General features: G+C 61.5%; 19 protein-coding genes. 9 read left to right on the top strand and 10 right to left on the bottom strand.

Annotated features, from left to right (window positions below; translation table 11 throughout):
• Positions 1–20: 20 nt before the first annotated feature.
• Complete coding sequence (locus HWX91_RS00320; RefSeq protein ID WP_025495847.1) at positions 21–659, bottom strand: helix-turn-helix domain-containing protein; 639 nt, start codon at positions 657–659, stop codon at positions 21–23.
• 263 nt (positions 660–922) lie between these two features.
• Here HWX91_RS00320 and HWX91_RS00315 point away from each other — a divergent pair, with 263 nt between their 5' ends.
• Positions 923–1,663, top strand: coding sequence for a hypothetical protein (locus tag HWX91_RS00315; protein WP_042274819.1), 741 nt, complete (start codon positions 923–925; stop codon positions 1,661–1,663).
• A 220-nt stretch (positions 1,664–1,883) separates the two neighbouring features.
• Complete coding sequence (gene ppnP / locus HWX91_RS00310; RefSeq protein ID WP_028196193.1) at positions 1,884–2,210, top strand: pyrimidine/purine nucleoside phosphorylase; 327 nt, start codon at positions 1,884–1,886, stop codon at positions 2,208–2,210.
• Positions 2,211–2,230: 20 nt separating this feature from the next.
• Here the strand turns inward: ppnP and HWX91_RS00305 are convergent, their stop codons facing one another.
• A complete protein-coding gene (locus tag HWX91_RS00305) occupies positions 2,231–2,923 on the bottom strand; it encodes an NnrU family protein (RefSeq protein WP_028196194.1) in 693 nt (230 codons plus the stop codon).
• Positions 2,924–3,414: 491 nt separating this feature from the next.
• Here HWX91_RS00305 and HWX91_RS00300 point away from each other — a divergent pair, with 491 nt between their 5' ends.
• The 3 genes from HWX91_RS00300 to HWX91_RS00290 all read left to right on the top strand — a co-directional run bounded on the left by HWX91_RS00300 (position 3,415) and on the right by HWX91_RS00290 (position 6,014).
• Positions 3,415–4,734: an Nramp family divalent metal transporter gene (locus HWX91_RS00300; protein WP_028196195.1), complete on the top strand. Its 1,320-nt coding sequence runs from the start codon at positions 3,415–3,417 to the stop codon at positions 4,732–4,734.
• A 104-nt stretch (positions 4,735–4,838) separates the two neighbouring features.
• A complete protein-coding gene (locus tag HWX91_RS00295; RefSeq protein ID WP_063627876.1) occupies positions 4,839–5,492 on the top strand; it encodes a TetR/AcrR family transcriptional regulator in 654 nt (217 codons plus the stop codon).
• A gap of 117 nt (positions 5,493–5,609) precedes the next feature.
• Complete coding sequence (locus HWX91_RS00290) at positions 5,610–6,014, top strand: VOC family protein (protein WP_025495841.1); 405 nt, start codon at positions 5,610–5,612, stop codon at positions 6,012–6,014.
• Between the two features lie 153 nt (positions 6,015–6,167).
• Here HWX91_RS00290 and HWX91_RS00285 read toward each other — a convergent pair whose 3' ends face one another.
• From HWX91_RS00285 to HWX91_RS00275, 3 genes are all read right to left on the bottom strand, one after another.
• Positions 6,168–6,563 carry an RcnB family protein gene (locus tag HWX91_RS00285; RefSeq protein ID WP_025495840.1) on the bottom strand — a complete coding sequence of 132 codons (396 nt, stop codon included), beginning with the start codon at positions 6,561–6,563 and terminating at the stop codon, positions 6,168–6,170.
• Between the two features lie 270 nt (positions 6,564–6,833).
• Entirely contained in the window at positions 6,834–8,204 is a 1,371-nt protein-coding gene (locus HWX91_RS00280; RefSeq protein ID WP_025495839.1) for an MFS transporter, read from the bottom strand.
• A 50-nt stretch (positions 8,205–8,254) separates the two neighbouring features.
• Positions 8,255–9,505, bottom strand: coding sequence for a metal-dependent hydrolase family protein (locus tag HWX91_RS00275; RefSeq protein WP_028196196.1), 1,251 nt, complete (start codon positions 9,503–9,505; stop codon positions 8,255–8,257).
• 411 nt (positions 9,506–9,916) lie between these two features.
• On the opposite strand from HWX91_RS00275, the gene HWX91_RS00270 reads away from it, so the two are divergent.
• From HWX91_RS00270 to HWX91_RS00260, 3 genes are all read left to right on the top strand, one after another.
• The gene (locus tag HWX91_RS00270) at positions 9,917–10,123 is read left to right on the top strand and encodes a hypothetical protein (protein WP_028196197.1); all 207 of its coding nucleotides are present in this window, start codon (positions 9,917–9,919) and stop codon (positions 10,121–10,123) included.
• Between the two features lie 302 nt (positions 10,124–10,425).
• Positions 10,426–10,833: a DUF2784 domain-containing protein gene (locus HWX91_RS00265; RefSeq protein WP_028196198.1), complete on the top strand. Its 408-nt coding sequence runs from the start codon at positions 10,426–10,428 to the stop codon at positions 10,831–10,833.
• Positions 10,834–10,861: 28 nt separating this feature from the next.
• Positions 10,862–11,371, top strand: coding sequence for a zinc-binding dehydrogenase (locus HWX91_RS00260; protein WP_162181290.1), 510 nt, complete (start codon positions 10,862–10,864; stop codon positions 11,369–11,371).
• A gap of 142 nt (positions 11,372–11,513) precedes the next feature.
• Here HWX91_RS00260 and HWX91_RS00255 read toward each other — a convergent pair whose 3' ends face one another.
• Genes HWX91_RS00255 through HWX91_RS00245 form a run of 3 tightly spaced genes read right to left on the bottom strand, consistent with a single transcriptional unit; the run spans position 11,514 to position 12,720 of the window.
• Positions 11,514–11,768 carry a hypothetical protein gene (locus HWX91_RS00255; protein ID WP_028196199.1) on the bottom strand — a complete coding sequence of 85 codons (255 nt, stop codon included), beginning with the start codon at positions 11,766–11,768 and terminating at the stop codon, positions 11,514–11,516.
• The gene (locus HWX91_RS00250; RefSeq protein WP_028196200.1) at positions 11,765–12,181 is read right to left on the bottom strand and encodes a VOC family protein; all 417 of its coding nucleotides are present in this window, start codon (positions 12,179–12,181) and stop codon (positions 11,765–11,767) included. The genes HWX91_RS00255 and HWX91_RS00250 overlap by 4 nt, the downstream gene beginning before the upstream one ends.
• On the bottom strand, positions 12,178–12,720 hold the full coding sequence (locus HWX91_RS00245; protein ID WP_028196201.1) for a helix-turn-helix domain-containing protein: 543 nt from the start codon (positions 12,718–12,720) through the stop codon (positions 12,178–12,180). Before HWX91_RS00245 ends, HWX91_RS00250 begins: the two co-directional genes overlap by 4 nt.
• Before the next feature lie 465 nt (positions 12,721–13,185).
• Here HWX91_RS00245 and HWX91_RS00240 point away from each other — a divergent pair, with 465 nt between their 5' ends.
• Positions 13,186–13,644, top strand: coding sequence for a hypothetical protein (locus HWX91_RS00240; protein WP_028196202.1), 459 nt, complete (start codon positions 13,186–13,188; stop codon positions 13,642–13,644).
• Between the two features lie 142 nt (positions 13,645–13,786).
• Here HWX91_RS00240 and HWX91_RS00235 read toward each other — a convergent pair whose 3' ends face one another.
• On the bottom strand, positions 13,787–14,170 hold the full coding sequence (locus HWX91_RS00235) for a hypothetical protein (RefSeq protein ID WP_028196203.1): 384 nt from the start codon (positions 14,168–14,170) through the stop codon (positions 13,787–13,789).
• A gap of 130 nt (positions 14,171–14,300) precedes the next feature.
• On the bottom strand, positions 14,301–15,758 hold the full coding sequence (locus tag HWX91_RS00230; protein WP_025495828.1) for an NCS1 family nucleobase:cation symporter-1: 1,458 nt from the start codon (positions 15,756–15,758) through the stop codon (positions 14,301–14,303).
• Positions 15,759–15,925: the final 167 nt, after the last annotated feature.

Raw genomic sequence — 15,925 nt, 5'->3', positions numbered from 1 at the left:
GCGCGTGCCAAATGCCTTCGTTATTTTTTCGCCGGTTCTGCCGTAGCCGTGGCCGAAGTCTGCGGAATATCGGCACTGGTTGCCATCCACAACACTTCGGCGTCTTCTTCGCTGGTGGAGACCGCGGCGTGGCCCGTGCGGCTGTCGAAATAAAGGCTGTCTCCGGCGTTCAGATGCGTCGGCGCGTACAGCTCGGAATAGAGGCACACGCTGCCGCTGATCACGTACAGAAATTCTTCGCCTTCGTGACGGCCCCAGTCATCGAACGCGTCCAGCGTGTGTGCCGAAATGCGGATACGGAACGGCAACATTGCTTTGTGCGCCAGATCCGTGGCGAGTAATTCCATCTGATAGCCGCGGTACGCGTGGCGCTGACCTTCATTCTTGCGGGTCAATGCACGACGGCCGCTGGCGCTGACCTTCGGTGTTGAGCCAAACAGTTCGCCAATCTCGATCTTCAGACCGAGCACGATTTTCTGCAGGACGTCGAAAGTCGGGGACATCAGGCCGTTTTCGACTTTGGAGAGCGTGGAGCGGGAGACGCCGCACAGGCGGCTCGCGGTTTCCAGCGTCAAGTCCTGGGCCTGGCGGGCGGCGCGGACGCGGCGGCCGAGGTCGGTCGTGGAGGGGTCGGCGGGTTTGGTGAGGTGGGTGTCCATGGGGTGTGGCTCAAATGCGCGCCTTGGTGAGGCGTCAGATGTTTCCGATCATAACATTTGAGTCGATGGTGCAAGCCGGACGTGCTTCGGCAATGAGTGTTCACGAATCTTTCTCATCGGAAACGAGGGACAGGATAGCCGTGTGGAGCATGATTGCCGCTCTGGACTCGTTGTGCCGCCGGGTGAGATCGCGCTTCCACGTATTGACCCGGCGTTTCGCCCAGCGATCGAAGCGATCCACCGGAATCGTTACAATCGTTCGGATGAATCGCTCCTCTCAACCGAATCGCACGCCGGACACGCTGACCTCTTATTTCTGGAGTGGCGACACTATCCGCAGCCGGCGTGTGAGCGACATCGTGCGAACCGGCATAGTCGAGGTGCCTGCGCTGCCCACACGTCTGCTGGCCGATTGGGACAGGGAGATAGCGTCGCGCGTGGTCCTCGAACCTGGCGACGTCGAGGTCATGCCTCTGGCGCGCGCGCGGATGCGCTGGCCGGACTACACGCGCTGCGTGCAGTCCATGTCCAACTGGACGGGCGCGCTTGGACTGCCCGGGGTACTGGCCGCCAGCGATGTCGCCCTGATGGCCTGCCGCGGCGCGCGATACCACCATGACGGCGAGCAATATGGCGGCGCTGTCTTCTGCAATCTTTTCCTGAGCGAGGATAAGGGGCTGGACGTGCATTTCCCCTCTCTGGACTTGCGCATTCCGCTGACTCGCGGCACGGCGGTGATATTCGATACATGCCAGCCTCATGGCGTTATTCAGCGCCACAGTGGTGGCTTCAACGCGGCTGACTTCAGGCCTGATCAGGATTACGTCCAGATGTTTCTGACGTGGGAACTGCCCATAGAAGATGCCCATGTCGGGCAAGTGCTCGATGTTGCCTTCGACGTCGACCCTTCGACCGCGTCGCGACTGGATGCCGAGCAAGTCCGGTTGAACGGCGAACCGGTCATGGTGTGCCCGGAATCCGGCCGTTGGCGGCGCACGGATTAATCGCCACGACCACCACGGTGCGGCGTCGCTCGAAACAGGGGCGCCGTTCGATGCAGGACGCTGACCGGCGCCATCGGCCGCCTGTATGATGGCGGGCTGGCGCCGACCCGAAAGCCCGCGCAGACGAATCGATTCGCGCAGATTGCCTGTCGTGCTGTCGTCCGCATGCTGCCATGCGGCGCCAACGCATCCATTCACGAAGATCCAGAGGAAGACCGCCATGACGGCCGCAACGCAATTCGATCAGGTTTCAGTTATCAAACGAGCCAACGTCTACTTCGACGGCAAGTGTGTCTCGCACACGGTTCTCTTTGCCGACGGCACGCGCAAGACGTTGGGTGTCATCCTGCCCGGCGCGCTCAACTTCGGCACCGACGCACCGGAACTGATGGAAGTGCAGGCCGGCCAGTGCCGCATCCGCCTCGAAGGCAGCGACGAGTGGAAGACGTATGGTGCGGGCGAGTCATTTTCTGTGCCCGGCAAGAGCCGCTTCGATATCGACGTGATCGAAACGCTCGACTACGTTTGCAGCTATCTCCCTGTCTGACCCCGGGAGCCGGGCCGCGGCTACAGCCAATGCCAGATGCCCGCGGCCCAACCGGTGAGCGGCCGATGCGCCCAGGTGGCGACGAGCCAGACGAAGAGGCCGCCCAGCAGCGCGTGCGAGCCGAATCCACCCAACTGCGCACGGCCGCCGGCGATCGCCGCGAATGGCAGGTAGCTCGTCTTCGATTCCCATACCGGCCAGAGATCGGGCTGGAGCCGTTCCTTCTTCCGGTCCTGCAAAGCAGCGCCAACCAGTGCGAGGAAGACGACAGCCGCCGCGAGGATGAGGCTCTTGGCCACTGGGAACACCGCCGCGTGGCACAGCCCCCAAAGCGCGAACGACCACATCATCGGATGGCGCGTTATCGCGAACACGCCGCGCGGCGTTTCCGGGAACGGGCCGGGCTGGCCGCCGGTGGGGATGGCCGGGTTGCGGATCAGCGAGCCCATCAGCAGGATCGACGCGATCAGCATCACTACGGTTGCCACCCCCCAGAGCACATCTCCTGCCAGCCATAACGGCGCGGTGAGGGGCGCGTGCACGTAGGCCACGATCAGCCAGCCGAACGTGGCGAATGCCACCAGCGAATAGACGCCGAGGAACCCCTTTTCGCCGATTGCGCGGACGAGAAGCCCGCGCAGAGGATGAGACAGAAGAAAGTGGCTTCCCACGAAGGCGATTGCCGCCGCTGCAACTGCGCTGGTGCTTCCCATTGGCCTGGCTCCTCAAGTCAAATCGTCGACTGACCGCATTGCCCTCATCCGCGAAGAGGCGCGCCGGACGGAGTCGCCGCTGCCGGCATGACGTGCACTTCAGCACTGAAGAGGCCTTCCTCTGGACAGGTCGTCAGGACAATTCAGACCGCCATCGCGGGGCGGGTTATGGCCCCGCTTCCGTGTCCAGTACCGAAGATTACTCCTGACGCGGGCGAACCGGTCGATTACGCGGTAACCCGCGCAGGAGCGGGCACTCCAGCGTGCCTTCGGCGCGCAGATCCACGACATCCGGATTCATGGACCCAATTTGCAGCAGGGTGAGCAATCGCACTCTGCGGTACATTTATCACTATGTCCGATGTGGACGCGGCGACTGCACCGCGGTGGCAAAGCGTCTTTGGGCAGTCGGCAGTGCTTGCCGTGCGGTGAAGCCTGCCTGCGTGGTAAATCGGCCCCTCCTGTCAGTCTCGTGAGCAAGGAGCAAGAGCTTGGACGATCGCGTTCATAAGGCAGCCAGACCGGCGACGAGAACCGAGCGCACCACGCTTGCGGTAAGAGCGGTATTGGAAGGCCGCCGCGGCGGTGCGCTGATGCTTCTGCCGTTCGCCGGGCCGGCCGTGGTGGTCTCGGTTGCCTATATGGATCCGGGCAACTTTGCGACGAATATTCAAGCCGGCGCCAGATACGGCTACGCGTTGCTCTGGGTCGTGCTGTTGGCCAACCTTGTGGCGATGCAGTTTCAGGCGCTCTCGGCGAAGCTCGGCATCGTCACCGGGCGAAACCTTGCGGAGCTGTGCCGCGAACGGTTTCCGAAACCTGTCGTGCTGGGCATGTGGGGCGTCAGCGAAATTGCCGCGATGGCAACCGATCTGGCTGAATTTCTCGGTGGTGCAATCGGACTGTCGCTGCTGTTTCACATGCCGTTGCTTGGCGGCATGGTGGTCACGGCGATAGTGACCTACGGGCTGCTGTTGTTTGAGAGCGCCGGCTTTCGTCCGCTTGAACTGGCGATCGGAGCACTCGTCGGCATCATTGGCTTGTCCTACCTCGCCGAGCTGTTCATTACGCCGGTTGCGTGGCCGAGTGTCCTCGCCCATACCTTTTCCCCCCGGTTGCCCGACGCGAGCGCGCTGACGATCGCAGTGGGAATCTTCGGCGCAACCGTGATGCCGCACGCGCTTTTCCTGCACTCCGGACTCACGCAAGGTCGAGCACCCGCAAGAACGGAGAGCGAGCGGGCAAAGCTGCTGAAATTTTCGAATATCGAAGTCGTCATCGCGCTGACCATTGCGGGTCTTATCAATATGGCGATGGTTATCATGGCCGCCGGTGCATTTCACAGCGGGCACCCGGACGTGGCGGAAATCGAAACGGCCTATCACACACTGGCGCCGCTATTAGGGATTGGCGCGGCAGGAATTTTCCTGCTGTCGCTGATTGCTTCGGGTATTTCGAGTTCCGTCGTTGGTACCATGGCGGGCCAGATGATCATGCAAGGGTTCGTGGGCTTTCGCATTCCGTTATGGCTGCGCCGCGCCGTCACCATGGTGCCGAGTTTCGTCGTGGTGTCGCTCGGGGTCAATGCGACTCAGGCGCTCGTTCTCAGCCAGGTTGTATTGAGCCTCGCGTTGCCGCTGCCGATGGCTGTGCTGGTATGGTTCACCTGTAGCAAGGAGGTGATGGGCCCATATAGAAATCGCGCGCTCGTTGCCGTGATCGCTACGCTGGCGGCATTCATCGTCTTATCGTTCAATCTCGTGCTGATCCTGCAAACGTTCGGCGTTGAGATTCCTGGCTTGCCGGGCTGACGCCATTCATAGCCACTCCTACACGTTATTGCCGTATGCCTCGACAGCCGAATCCGTCACCGCTCAAACCGCGCAGAGCGCCCAGTCAGCCCCGCTCCGAGCGCATGGTTGCCACCTTGCTCGAAGCGGCCGCACAGGTGCTTGAAACAAAGGGACTCGAAGGTTTCAATACGAACGCGGTCGCGGAGCGTGCCGGTGTCAGCGTCGGTTCGCTGTATCAGTACTTCCCCGGCAAGGACGCGTTGACGATCGCGTTGATGCAGCGAGAAAAGGAGCGCTTCTATCAGGATGCGCTGAGCGCGCTCGATCACGCGAACGGACCCGCCGCGCTCAATCATCTGATTGGCTGCTCGGTGCGGCAGCAGTTCGCGAGACCCACGCTCGCACGATTACTCGACGTCGAAGAGAGCCGACCGCAATTGCGCGAGGCGCTAACCGGCACCGGCACGATGCACGCATTGCTAGCGCAGATTCTTACGAGCGACGGTTTGCCGCCGCAGGACGACACGGTGCTCGCCGCGCACGATCTGATGGCGATCGTCCGTGGTCTCGTGGACGAGGCCGGTGAGCGGGGGGAGACGGATATGACCGGACTGACTCGCCGCGTGACGGCAGCCGTGCTGGGCTATCTGACGATGATGTCGAACGCCGGTGCCGGATGGAATAGCGATTCGCCCGCCACGGAAACGCCGCAATCCGCGAGCAAACGCGAGCACGCTGCACGCGAGGCGCCGACGCGCAGGCTGAAACGCCCGTAGCACGGGCTTTAGCGGCGATCAGCGCGAGCGCGGCGATGCGAGTATTGAACGCGAGCTTTTACTCGTAACATTCTCCGTATGGAACGCAACGAGCGATCCAGATCAACGGAGATTGACATGACGAGTATCACCACCACCATGAAGCTCAATCACGCGAGCTTCCCCTCTTCCGATGTGAGCGCCACCGCCAGCTTCTTCGAGGCTCATCTGGGCTGTACTGTTGCGATGCGAGGCGCGAGCTGGTTGCTGAAACGTCCGGGATTCGACATCGTGATCGAGGACGCCGCCGACCATCCGGTCGAATGGCCGCATAACTTTCACATTGGCTTCGAACTGCCGACCGTCGACGATGTTCGCGCGCTTCATGGGCAGATGGCTGCCGCGAACGTCGTGATGAAAACCGACGTGTTCGCGCATGAGCGCGGTTCGCGATTCTTCTGCGAAGTGCCAGGCGGCGTGCTTGTCGAAATCAATACCCGTTCAGATGCCGACGAGAAGTATCGTGGCACCTTCGACCGGTAACCTGGTCGCTTTAGGGTGAATGTATTCGCTGCCAAGCGATAAGGAGCAGGACGGTGGCCCGTAACAACGGGCCACCGCGCTCATACGCGTTTGAGATGCGCGCAATGAAAACTTGCTGCCGGTACCGAAAGCAATCGGTTTCTATCCGCTTGCTTAGTGTCCGTTCAGCAGGACATTTGCAATGACGCCGGTCGCGACGGCGGCGAGTACATAGTCCCCGTTCACGCCGACCCACTGATAGCCGCGCGGCGGCGCTTGCAGGCCGTGCTCGTGCCAGTTGTCGACGACGTAATTACGGTCGCGGTACTCCGCCGGAAGCCGCTCACCCTTGTGCCAATCGTTGTGAGGAACCGGACCGCCCGGGCCTCCCACAGACGCTTCGTGAGGCGCGGGTCCGTGACCGTGGCCATGCTGGCCGCCATGACCCGGATTCTGCCGCTCGTGCTGCGGCGGGCCGCCGTGATTGTCGTCGTGCTGTTGCGCGAAGACAGCGGTGGACGCGCCGAGCAACGAAACGATCAAAAGGGGTGCGGCGATTATCAACTTCATGGTTTTTCCCTGAGTGAATGACGCAATAGCAGTCTGGTGCTCGAAGCTATGCTTGCCACGAAGCGCCTGCTACGTGTTGATTGCCTCGCTACGCGACGTGGTTCGCTTATTAACGCTTACATCGTCTGCGTTGGCAAATAATGTCATAAGAACGTCAGTTCGCCAAAGTCGCGCGTGCTTGCTTCGACGAGTCGGGTCACGTGACCTGGCGATATCACAGGACAGCGCTTTGACCGTTATATTGGGGCTAAGGCCAGCAGGCTGGTTTTCTTACTGTTCGACTTGTCCCGCCGCAATGTCTTCGAGCGACCTTCCGCGTGTGGGCACGCCCATGAGCACCACGGCTATCGCACCTGTCAGCAGCACCAGCGTCGTCGCACCGAACACGCCGGCAAATCCCAGTAGCGGATAGACGTAACCGACAAGGATAGGCGCGGCGATCGCGCCCAGCCGGCCAATTGACGATGCGAGCCCGGTGCCCGTGGCGCGCACGTCGGTAGGAAACACCTCGGGCGTGTAAGCGTAAACGCCCGCATAGGTGCCGTTCATGAAGAACGAAAGCAGGATGCCCGACACCATGATGCCCGCGTCCGTGCGCGTCAACGCGAGCCCAAGTGCCGATACGCCGCCCAATATCATGTATGACGCGATCGTTGCCTGGCGGCCGATCTTCTCGTTGAGCCACGCACCCGAAAAGTACCCCGGGATCTGTGCAATGTAAATCACGAGCGAGTACGAAAAGCTGCGCGTGATCGTCATTCCGTTCTGAACCAGCAAGCCGGGAATCCACGTGAAAAAGGCGTAATAGCTGAACGTGATGGATAACCACATCAGCCACGTCATTGCCGTGATGCGCGCGAGTTTTTTTGTCCACAACGCCTTCACGTTCGCGACGATCGAGGCACGTCCCGCCGCGAGCGGAACGCTTGCGTCACGCATGGCGGGCAGCGGTTCCAACCGTATGCCTGCCTGGGTCACCTCCGCTTCCATCCGCGACACGATCGCGTCGGCTTCCGCGTGCCGGTCGCGCGCCTCGAGCCAGCGCGGCGACTCGGGCAACGCGCGGCGCCACCAGAGGAGCATCACAATGGGCAGCGCGGTGATGACCATGACCGCGCGCCATGCATTCGGTGCGAGCGGAATCACCAGGTAGCCAAGCAGCGCGGCTGCCACAAAGCCGAAGGAGAAGAACCCGGCAAGACTGCCAGTGAAACTGCCGCGATACCGCCGTGCCACGAACTCCGAGAGAAACGGCGCGACGATCGCGCTTTCCGCGCCCGTTCCCAAACCGGCGACGATGCGCGTCGCAAGAAAAAATCCCCAATCATTCGCGAGCGCACTGGCAAGAGACGCCACACAGTAAATCACGAGCGCGTACATCATCACTTTGCGCCGGCCGATGATGTCGCCGAGCATGCCCGCGAACATCGCGCCGACGAAATAGCCGATGAACGTGCCGCTTCCCAGCACCCCCGTCTGCACACTCGTCAGCCCCCATTGCGTGCGCAGCACCGGCAGCAGGAAGGCAAGCACGGCGGCGTCCATCGCATCGAAGGTATAGCCGAGCCCGCCCATCAACAGCAGACGGCGGTGAAAACCTGAAAACGGCAGGCGTTCGATGCGGGCGGCGATCGTCGACATGAGCAGGCTCCGATAAGAACGGTGGGCGCGACAGACGCGCGCTTACGCGGTCAATGCCCTTCGAGTTCGTTGACGAAGAGCCGGCCGTCCTTCATCACGAGCCGAATATGCTCGCCTTGACCCAACAGGCAATCGACAGACTTCAGAGGATTGCCATCGACCACCAGCACATCGGCGTGAGCACCCGGCACGATTCTGCCGAGCTTGTCCTGCATGCCGAGCACTTCCGCGCTGACGACCGTCGCACTTGCGATCACCTCGGCCGGTGACAGGACTTCGGCCAGAATCCGGAACTCGTCGCTTTGCAGACGCTGGGCTTCGCCGAGCAGGTCCGTGCCGAAACCCATTTTGACGCCGGCCCGTTTCATGATCTCGATTGAGTGCAGACCGGCGCCATGCACGTCCGCGATCTTGGCGATGCTTTCCGGTGGCAACCCATATTTCTCGCCTTCGCTTGCAAGCGCGTCGTAAGTAACGAGGGTTGGCACGACATAGGCACCGTGTTCGGCGACGACGCGTGCCGTTTCATCGTCGATCAGGTTGCCGTGTTCGATCGTGCGCACGCCGCAGCGCACCGCACGTGCGATCGCCGCCGGCGTGTAGGCATGCGCGAGTACGTAGGTGCCGCGCCCCTGAGCCTCGGCCACGATCGCGCGGATCTCGTCCTCGGAGTACCCGAATGCGCCGACCGGGTCGGTTGGCGAGGCCACGCCGCCCGAAGCCATGATCTTGATCTGATCGGCGCCCATCTGCAGTTCTTCACGCACGGCCCGGCGCACTTCATCGACGCCGTCCGCCACGCGGCCCAGTGCGCCTACGCGCACGCAGCATCCGCAGGGTGAGTCGGGCGGCATGTAGTCGGAGCGGGCGCGCGGATCGGCATGACCGCCGGTCTGGCTCAGGGCCCGGCCGGATACGAACAGGCGTGGCCCCTCGACGAGCCCCGACTCGACGGCCTGCTTGAACGGATATCCGGCGCCGCCAGCGTCGCGCACGGTGGTGAAGCCGCGGCGCAGCATCGCGCGCATGATCGGGACGGCGCGCAGCGTAACCAGCACGTTGGGTAGCGTCGCGACACGCGGCAGGTTGAACTCGATCGCGACGACGTGCACATGCAAATCGATCAGACCCGGCATGATCGTTTTGCCTTTGACGTCAATGACGTGCGCGTTGTTGCTCTTTATCGGCTTGTCGGATACCTCGCGGATGAAGCCATCTTCGATGAGAATCTCGAAGCCTTCCAGCAGGTCAGGATGATCAGGATCGAGAAGCGCGCCGTTACGGAAAAGGAAGGTGGTCAACTATGCTCTCCTTCAGGTTTCGATCGCAGCGCCCGGTATTCGGGGCAATGCCCCGAGTATGCAGGTATGACGCCTGGAAGCGCTGCCAGGATATTCATCAGGATCGGTCAGGTACAGATCATGTCTGTGCGCTGACCAACACGTGGTGCGAAGCGGCCATCTTTCATCGGACGGCCAGTCATGCTGCACCGCGACAGCTTTACGAAGGTACCGTAAATATGCAGTAAAAAGCGTTTCCCACATGTTGATCTATTGGACACCTCAGCATTATGATGGGTGCCTTGGCGCGCGACATGCCACCGAACACACGGTGACATCCCGCAGCAGCCATCCCCGAATTGATCCTGCTCGCGAGGCGAGGCCAACGGATCAGGTTCCCAGCGAAGCAGCAGGCTCAGCCAGGAGACGGAGATGCTCAGTCCACATGAATTCGCGACCCTCATGCTACTCAAGGATGCGCCGGATCTGCTGAGTCTGGACAGCGCCGATCTGGAAGCGCTTCTGGATCGCCAACTCGTTACCGTGGAGGATCTGGCTTCCGGGCAGCGACGTCCCCTCATCACTCACGACGGACAGATGTTTCTGAAGGCTTTCGCCCGTCTCCCGAACCACGAATGACACGTAGCGCTTGATCAGTCTGACAGTCAGGGAGTCTTTCGTGGCCGAATCGTGGACTGGAATCGTGGTGGGTCTGTGTGGGCTAAGCGCCGCTGTGCTGTTGGTGGCCGTTCACTACTGGCGCGAAATGACGCGACGGCGGAAACTCGAACGAATGGACCATCGCGATTGTTGGGAAGTGATGCGGGACAGACGCTGAACATACGTTTCCTGATTCGTCGATAGTCACGACATGAAGTGATTCGCGGAGATTTAGCGAGCACTCCTGACCTGCAAAAACGCAGCTCACATGAAAGCCGATCATGATCTGGTTAGCCGATACGGTGCTGGTCGTGCATGCGCTGCTTGCGTTGTTTATCGTGTGCGGACTCGTCGCGATCTGGCTGGGAGCGGCGCTCGGCTGGAAGTGGATACGTCAAAGGCTTTTCCGGTTCGCGCATCTGTCTTTGATTGTGATCGTGTCGACGCTGTCGCTGCTTGGAATCGCGTGCCCGTTGACGACGCTGGAGGACTGGCTGCGTACGGGTTCGCTGGACACAAACGGATTCACACCCGGTTTTATCCAACGTTGGGTGAGCGGTCTGCTCTACTACAATTTTCCCGTCTGGGTATTCACGCTCCTATACGTCGCTTTCGGTCTGGTCGTGTTACTGACCTGGCGGCTGGTCCCCCCTCGCAACACATTCCACTCGAAGACAACGCGCCGGTGAACGACGCATCGAATCTCCCGTCATTGCATTGCTCATCGAATCGCTTTCTGCCAAGGCGGAGCGGCAAAGACTTCGGCGATCCACTCCACGAACGCGCGACTCTTTGCCGGCTCATGTTGAACTGAAGCTAGGTGCGGACTTGACGATCAACGATCAGGCGACGCCCGGCTGGGACGAGATCGTGCTCGCGGCAACGGACGGGAACGGTGCGGATCTGGTTGCCGAGACGATCGGTGCAAGCACCTTTGCGCGCTCGCTCAACGCGGTGGCCATTGCGGGGACGATCTTTGTAGTGGGCTTTGTCGGTGGCATGGAGCTTTCGATTCCCATCCTTCCGATCAACCTCAAGACGTTGACGATGGTCGACAACAACACAGGATCGACGGCGAACCTGGCAGATGCCGTGCGCGCGATCGCCACGGCCGGCATCGAGCCGGTGGACGACCGCACGTTCGGGTTTGAAGCCGCCGCCGAAGGCTATCGGTTTCTGGAAAGTGCGGCGCATTTCGGCAAAGTGGTGATCGACATGGATGCCTGAAGATCGATCACCAGCTCGTCGGATTTCGCTCGCGACACGCCGTCAAGACGCCGTCGGGCAAGACACCGAGCACGCACTCATGCATTCACTGAATCGGTCACATGCCGCGCGCATCGTTCAGTTTGATGCGCTGCTGCCGGGATCATGCGCTGGGAGCCGGTTCGCCGCCCGCGGAACCCGGCTGGCGACGAGTGCGCTCGCGGCTCAAGTAGGGCCGTGCAAACAGGTAGAGCCCCGTGAACAGCAGGAGCGCCAGCGGCAGCAGCGGCGTGTAGGTGATCCAGGGCGGCGGCAGGCCTTTTCTTAGGGCCATGGCGACGAAGTTGGCGATCACCGTCAGCGTGAAGATGATGGATATCCACCGGTGAAATTGGCGAATCCAGTCGTTGGCGTTCATGTTGCGCTCTTCGGGGCCTGGATCATCTTCCAGCCGTTGCCGGCAGGGTCGCGGAAACCGGCATCGACGCTGCCAAAGCGATCTATCGGCTCCTGGGTGAATTCCACGCCGCGGGCTTGCAACTGGGCATAGCTGGCGCGGCAGTCGGCCACGGAAAGGACGAGAGGCGGCATGGCGCCCTTGGCGACCATCGCGCGCAGGGTTTGCGCGGTGGCCTCGTCGTGGATGGGCGGGCCGGGCGTGAACAGGCCGAGCTGGAACGACGGCTGCTCGGGATGCTGGACCGTAAGCCAGCGGTAAGGGCCGTTGCGCACGTCCGTATGGACGCGGAATCCAAGCTTGTCGACGTAGAACGTGAGCGCTTCGTCCTGGTTATCGACGTACAAGCCCACCACATTGATACCTTGGGTCATGGTTCCTCCTTGGTTGATGGAGGGAATGTATCTTTGGCCACGCGCCGGCGCTTCTCCAAAACTGCGATGGTGAGGTCGGGGCGCTGCGCGGCTTTCAGGACGCAAGCGGGCACGCGGTCGAGTCGAGGCAGGTTGGCTTGCGCCTCAAGCCTCATGGCGCTGGGGCTTTGGCCGGTGATGTCGTGAAAGGTGCGCCCGAACGTGCCCAGGCTCTCCCAGCCAGTGGCGAAGGCAATTTCCGTGATGCTGAGTCCGGTGTCGCGCAGCAGGGTGGTGGCTTGCTCGATGCGCCGGCTCAGCAGGTAGCGGTGCGGCGGGACACCGAAGGCCCGCTTGAAGGAGCGCGCGAAATGGGCTTCGGAGACGCCACTGACTTCGGCCAGCCGTTTGACGGGCCAGGCCTCGTGCGAGGCGGCATCCATGCGGTCTTTGGCGCGCAGCAGGCGGCGCAGCAGGGCCGGGTCCTGCAATGCGTCGGCGCTGTCTGGCGCGGAGGGCGGGGCAGGCGGCTGGGCATTATGGTCTTCGCGAGCGGGCATGGGTTCCGAGGGGCTGTGGCCGTATGCGCGTAGTTTAGGCGCGGCACGGGTGCCCGCATAGCGGCGCGCGAGTCGTCGGGTTGACCCGCTGGCGGTGGTACACAGCCTGCGCTGAAGTTTACGTTTCCGCCGGACTCAGCATAGCGTCGGCAGAACAAAGGGGCGAATGTTATCGTTCGTTACGTCATTACATTTTGGTAGTGATCCTTACTTTTTAATGTTGAGCAGTCCCGGATCGAACGGTGTCTTCGCACTGGAATCTCGAGGCTAAGACAGTTTCCTCTTGAGGTTGAGTGAGTAATTCCTGACCTGACGATAGGCAGCCGCGGAACAAGTTGGTCGATCGCTTTGTTATAAAAGGCGCAACTGCGTGTAAATTCGGATCTAGTGGTTTTCGACTCGCCACCGCGTTTTCGATTCGGTCGTCATTGGAGTCGGTCCGACAGTAGTCGTACAGGAGCCGGTATGAGCACAAAGCATAATAAAAAGGGACATCTTGAAGCCGCGGCTTCACATCACGAGCAGGCCTCGCGATATCACCGCGCGGCGTCGCGGTATTTCGAGGCCGGTCAAGACCACACCCACGCTGCGCACCAGGCAATGATGGCCCATGGCCACACGTTGCACGCAATCGATCAGGCACACGAGGCGGGGACGCACAGCGCCAATACGCCGCCGATCGCGGCTGCATCGAGCGGCTCCGGCTCGGACAGCGCGAACGCGGCAAAACATCACGCAACGGCAGCGGAGCTTCATGACCAGGCCGCGCAACATATGCGCCACGCCGTCAAGCTCTTCGATCAGGACCGCAGTGCCGTCGCTCACGACGCGCAGCTAGCGCTTTCTTTTGCACTGCGTGCTTTGTCCCATGGCAACGAGGCCGCCAAGCTGTTTGTCAGGCTCGTTGCCGCCGATGCTTCGTGAATGATGCTGTATGAATTCGACCCGGTGGCATCGCGTCCAGCCGCACGTTATGCAACGACTCGTTTGTCGTGCGGATCTACGGTCGTGGGCCGGCCGTGGATCCGCGCAACGCACACGCGGCAAACCCGCTGTGCCTTCAGGACTATGCTTTCGGGTGCAGCAGGTCCGCCGCAATGGACTTGGCATGCGCGACGGCTGCGTGTGCGTCAGGGAATACACCGAGCTGTTCCCAGCGCTCTTCGACGGCATACGTTCCTTTCATGCCGAGGGCTCTTTGTACGCGCAATTGCGCCGCGTACTTGCCGTCCTCCAATGGTTGGGCCGTTGCAACCACTTTGTGCGGGAGATCGGAGCGCTCCGGCTGAATCAACTCAACAGCGCCGCCCGGCGCGCCGACGTTTTTCAGCTCGTTTCTCGCTTTGCAGTCCGGGCAGTAGAAGCACCACCCCTCGTTCTCCTGAATGGACCTGACTTGTCCGCGGGCCAGCACGGCGCGACATTCAACGTTTTCACAGATGAACGGCATAGCAGTCTCCGGAGTTGTTTGACGGAAATCCTAGCACGCCCGCCGACGGTCAACCATCGGCATTGTTGCCGTGCCTGCTCCGCGTTGCTAAAAGCCGGAAACCATCCTTATCCTGTTCGTCGAAAAACCGTCAGGCACGGGTCGGCGCGATCGCGGTACGCGGGCGCAGCGTTGCCATGATCAGGTAGATGCCGCCGCCAATCGCCACGCCGAAGAACCACCCGTAGGTATTCCACCAGACCGGCAGCAGGCTGGTGAAATTAGGCAGAAAGGTCGAAAACACGCTGCCGACCGCTGCCGCGACCAGCGCATTGACGTTCCAGCCGCCTTCATAGCGGTACTCGCCATACTCCTGATAAAGCGCCGCAACGTTGATGTTGCCCTTGGCCACCAGGTAGTAGTCCACCAGAATGATTCCGAGCAGCGGGCCCATCGTCGCGCCAATGGCGTTGACAAAGTGCGCGGCGTTGCCTTCCCAGGGCGCGAACGGATAGAGCACCAGCGCGATGAGCGCGGCGATGTAGCCCCCCTTCTTGAAGCCGATCTGCCTGGGGAACGTGTTGGAGATGTCGAACGCGGCCGAAACGAAATTGGCCACCACGTTAATACCCAGCGTCGCGACCGCGAAGGTCAGCGCCGCGATGAGCGCCAGCACCCAACTGTCGAACTTGGCGGAGATCTGTTCTGGGTGGAGCAGCACTTCGCCGTACACCCTGAAGGCGGCGATCGTGGTGATACCCGCAACCAGCGAGAACGCGATCAGGTTGACCGGCAGGCCCCACAGATTGCCTTTCTTGACCGCGTCGCGATTTTTCGCGTAGCGCGAGAAATCGCAGAAGTTGAGGTAGAGCGCTGCGAAATAGGTGATCCAGGTTGCACCTACGGCCATCAGCGCCCAGAACGAACCGGGCTCGCCGCTGACGCCGGCGTCGCTGGTCTTTTCGAGCAGCGCGTTCATCGGAATGCCATGGGAGAACGAGAAACCGCCGGCCTTGACGCACAGGCCGATCGCGAGAATCAGCATTGCGACCCACACTGCGGGACCGGCCCAGTCCTGGAATTTGCGCACCGTCTCCATGCCTTTCTGGATGATGAGCAACTGCAGCGCCCAGATGATCACGTAGCAGATCACCTCCAGCGGCGAGTGGCCGAGCCACTGGGTGCTCTTGTGGAATGCCATCAGGCTGTCGCTGCGGATCAGCAGCGCGACCATCGCCCCCGACGCGGCGGCGGTCTGCGCGCCGTACCAGAAGCAGGCCACCACCGCGCGCACGAGTGCCGCGAGGTTGGCGCCCCACACGCCAAAGGAGGCGCGCGCCAGTACCGGATAGGGCACGCCGGTCTTCTCGCCGGCATAACCGATCAGGTTCATCAGCGCGAAGATCACCAGCGAGCTGAGCCCGATTGCCAGCAGGAAGTTGGTAAAGCTGCCGCATAGCAGGAACAGGCTGGCCGCGAGGTAGTAGCCCCAGAGACTGTGCACGTCCGAGGTCCAGACGTTGAAGATGCTGAAGGCGCCCCAGTTGCGTTGCTTCGCGGGCGCCAGATCTTCGTTGTAGAGGCCGGGGGAGGGATCGCCGATTTCCATCTGTTATCTCCTTTGAGTTTGTGGAACCGAGGAAACACCGCTGGGCATTCCTGGTGGAGATGTCCCCGCTTCTGAAATCACTGCGGAGTTAATACTGCCCGAGCAAAAAAAACCCGCCAAGGCCTATGCAGTCGAATTATTTGCGGCGCAATGATTCTGTTTCGCAG

It is taken from the genome of Paraburkholderia fungorum (assembly GCF_902833645.1).
GTDB classification, from domain to species: domain Bacteria; phylum Pseudomonadota; class Gammaproteobacteria; order Burkholderiales; family Burkholderiaceae; genus Paraburkholderia; species Paraburkholderia fungorum.
Note: the sequence above shows the minus strand (reverse complement) of the source record. Positions and strands in the feature narration are given on the sequence as shown.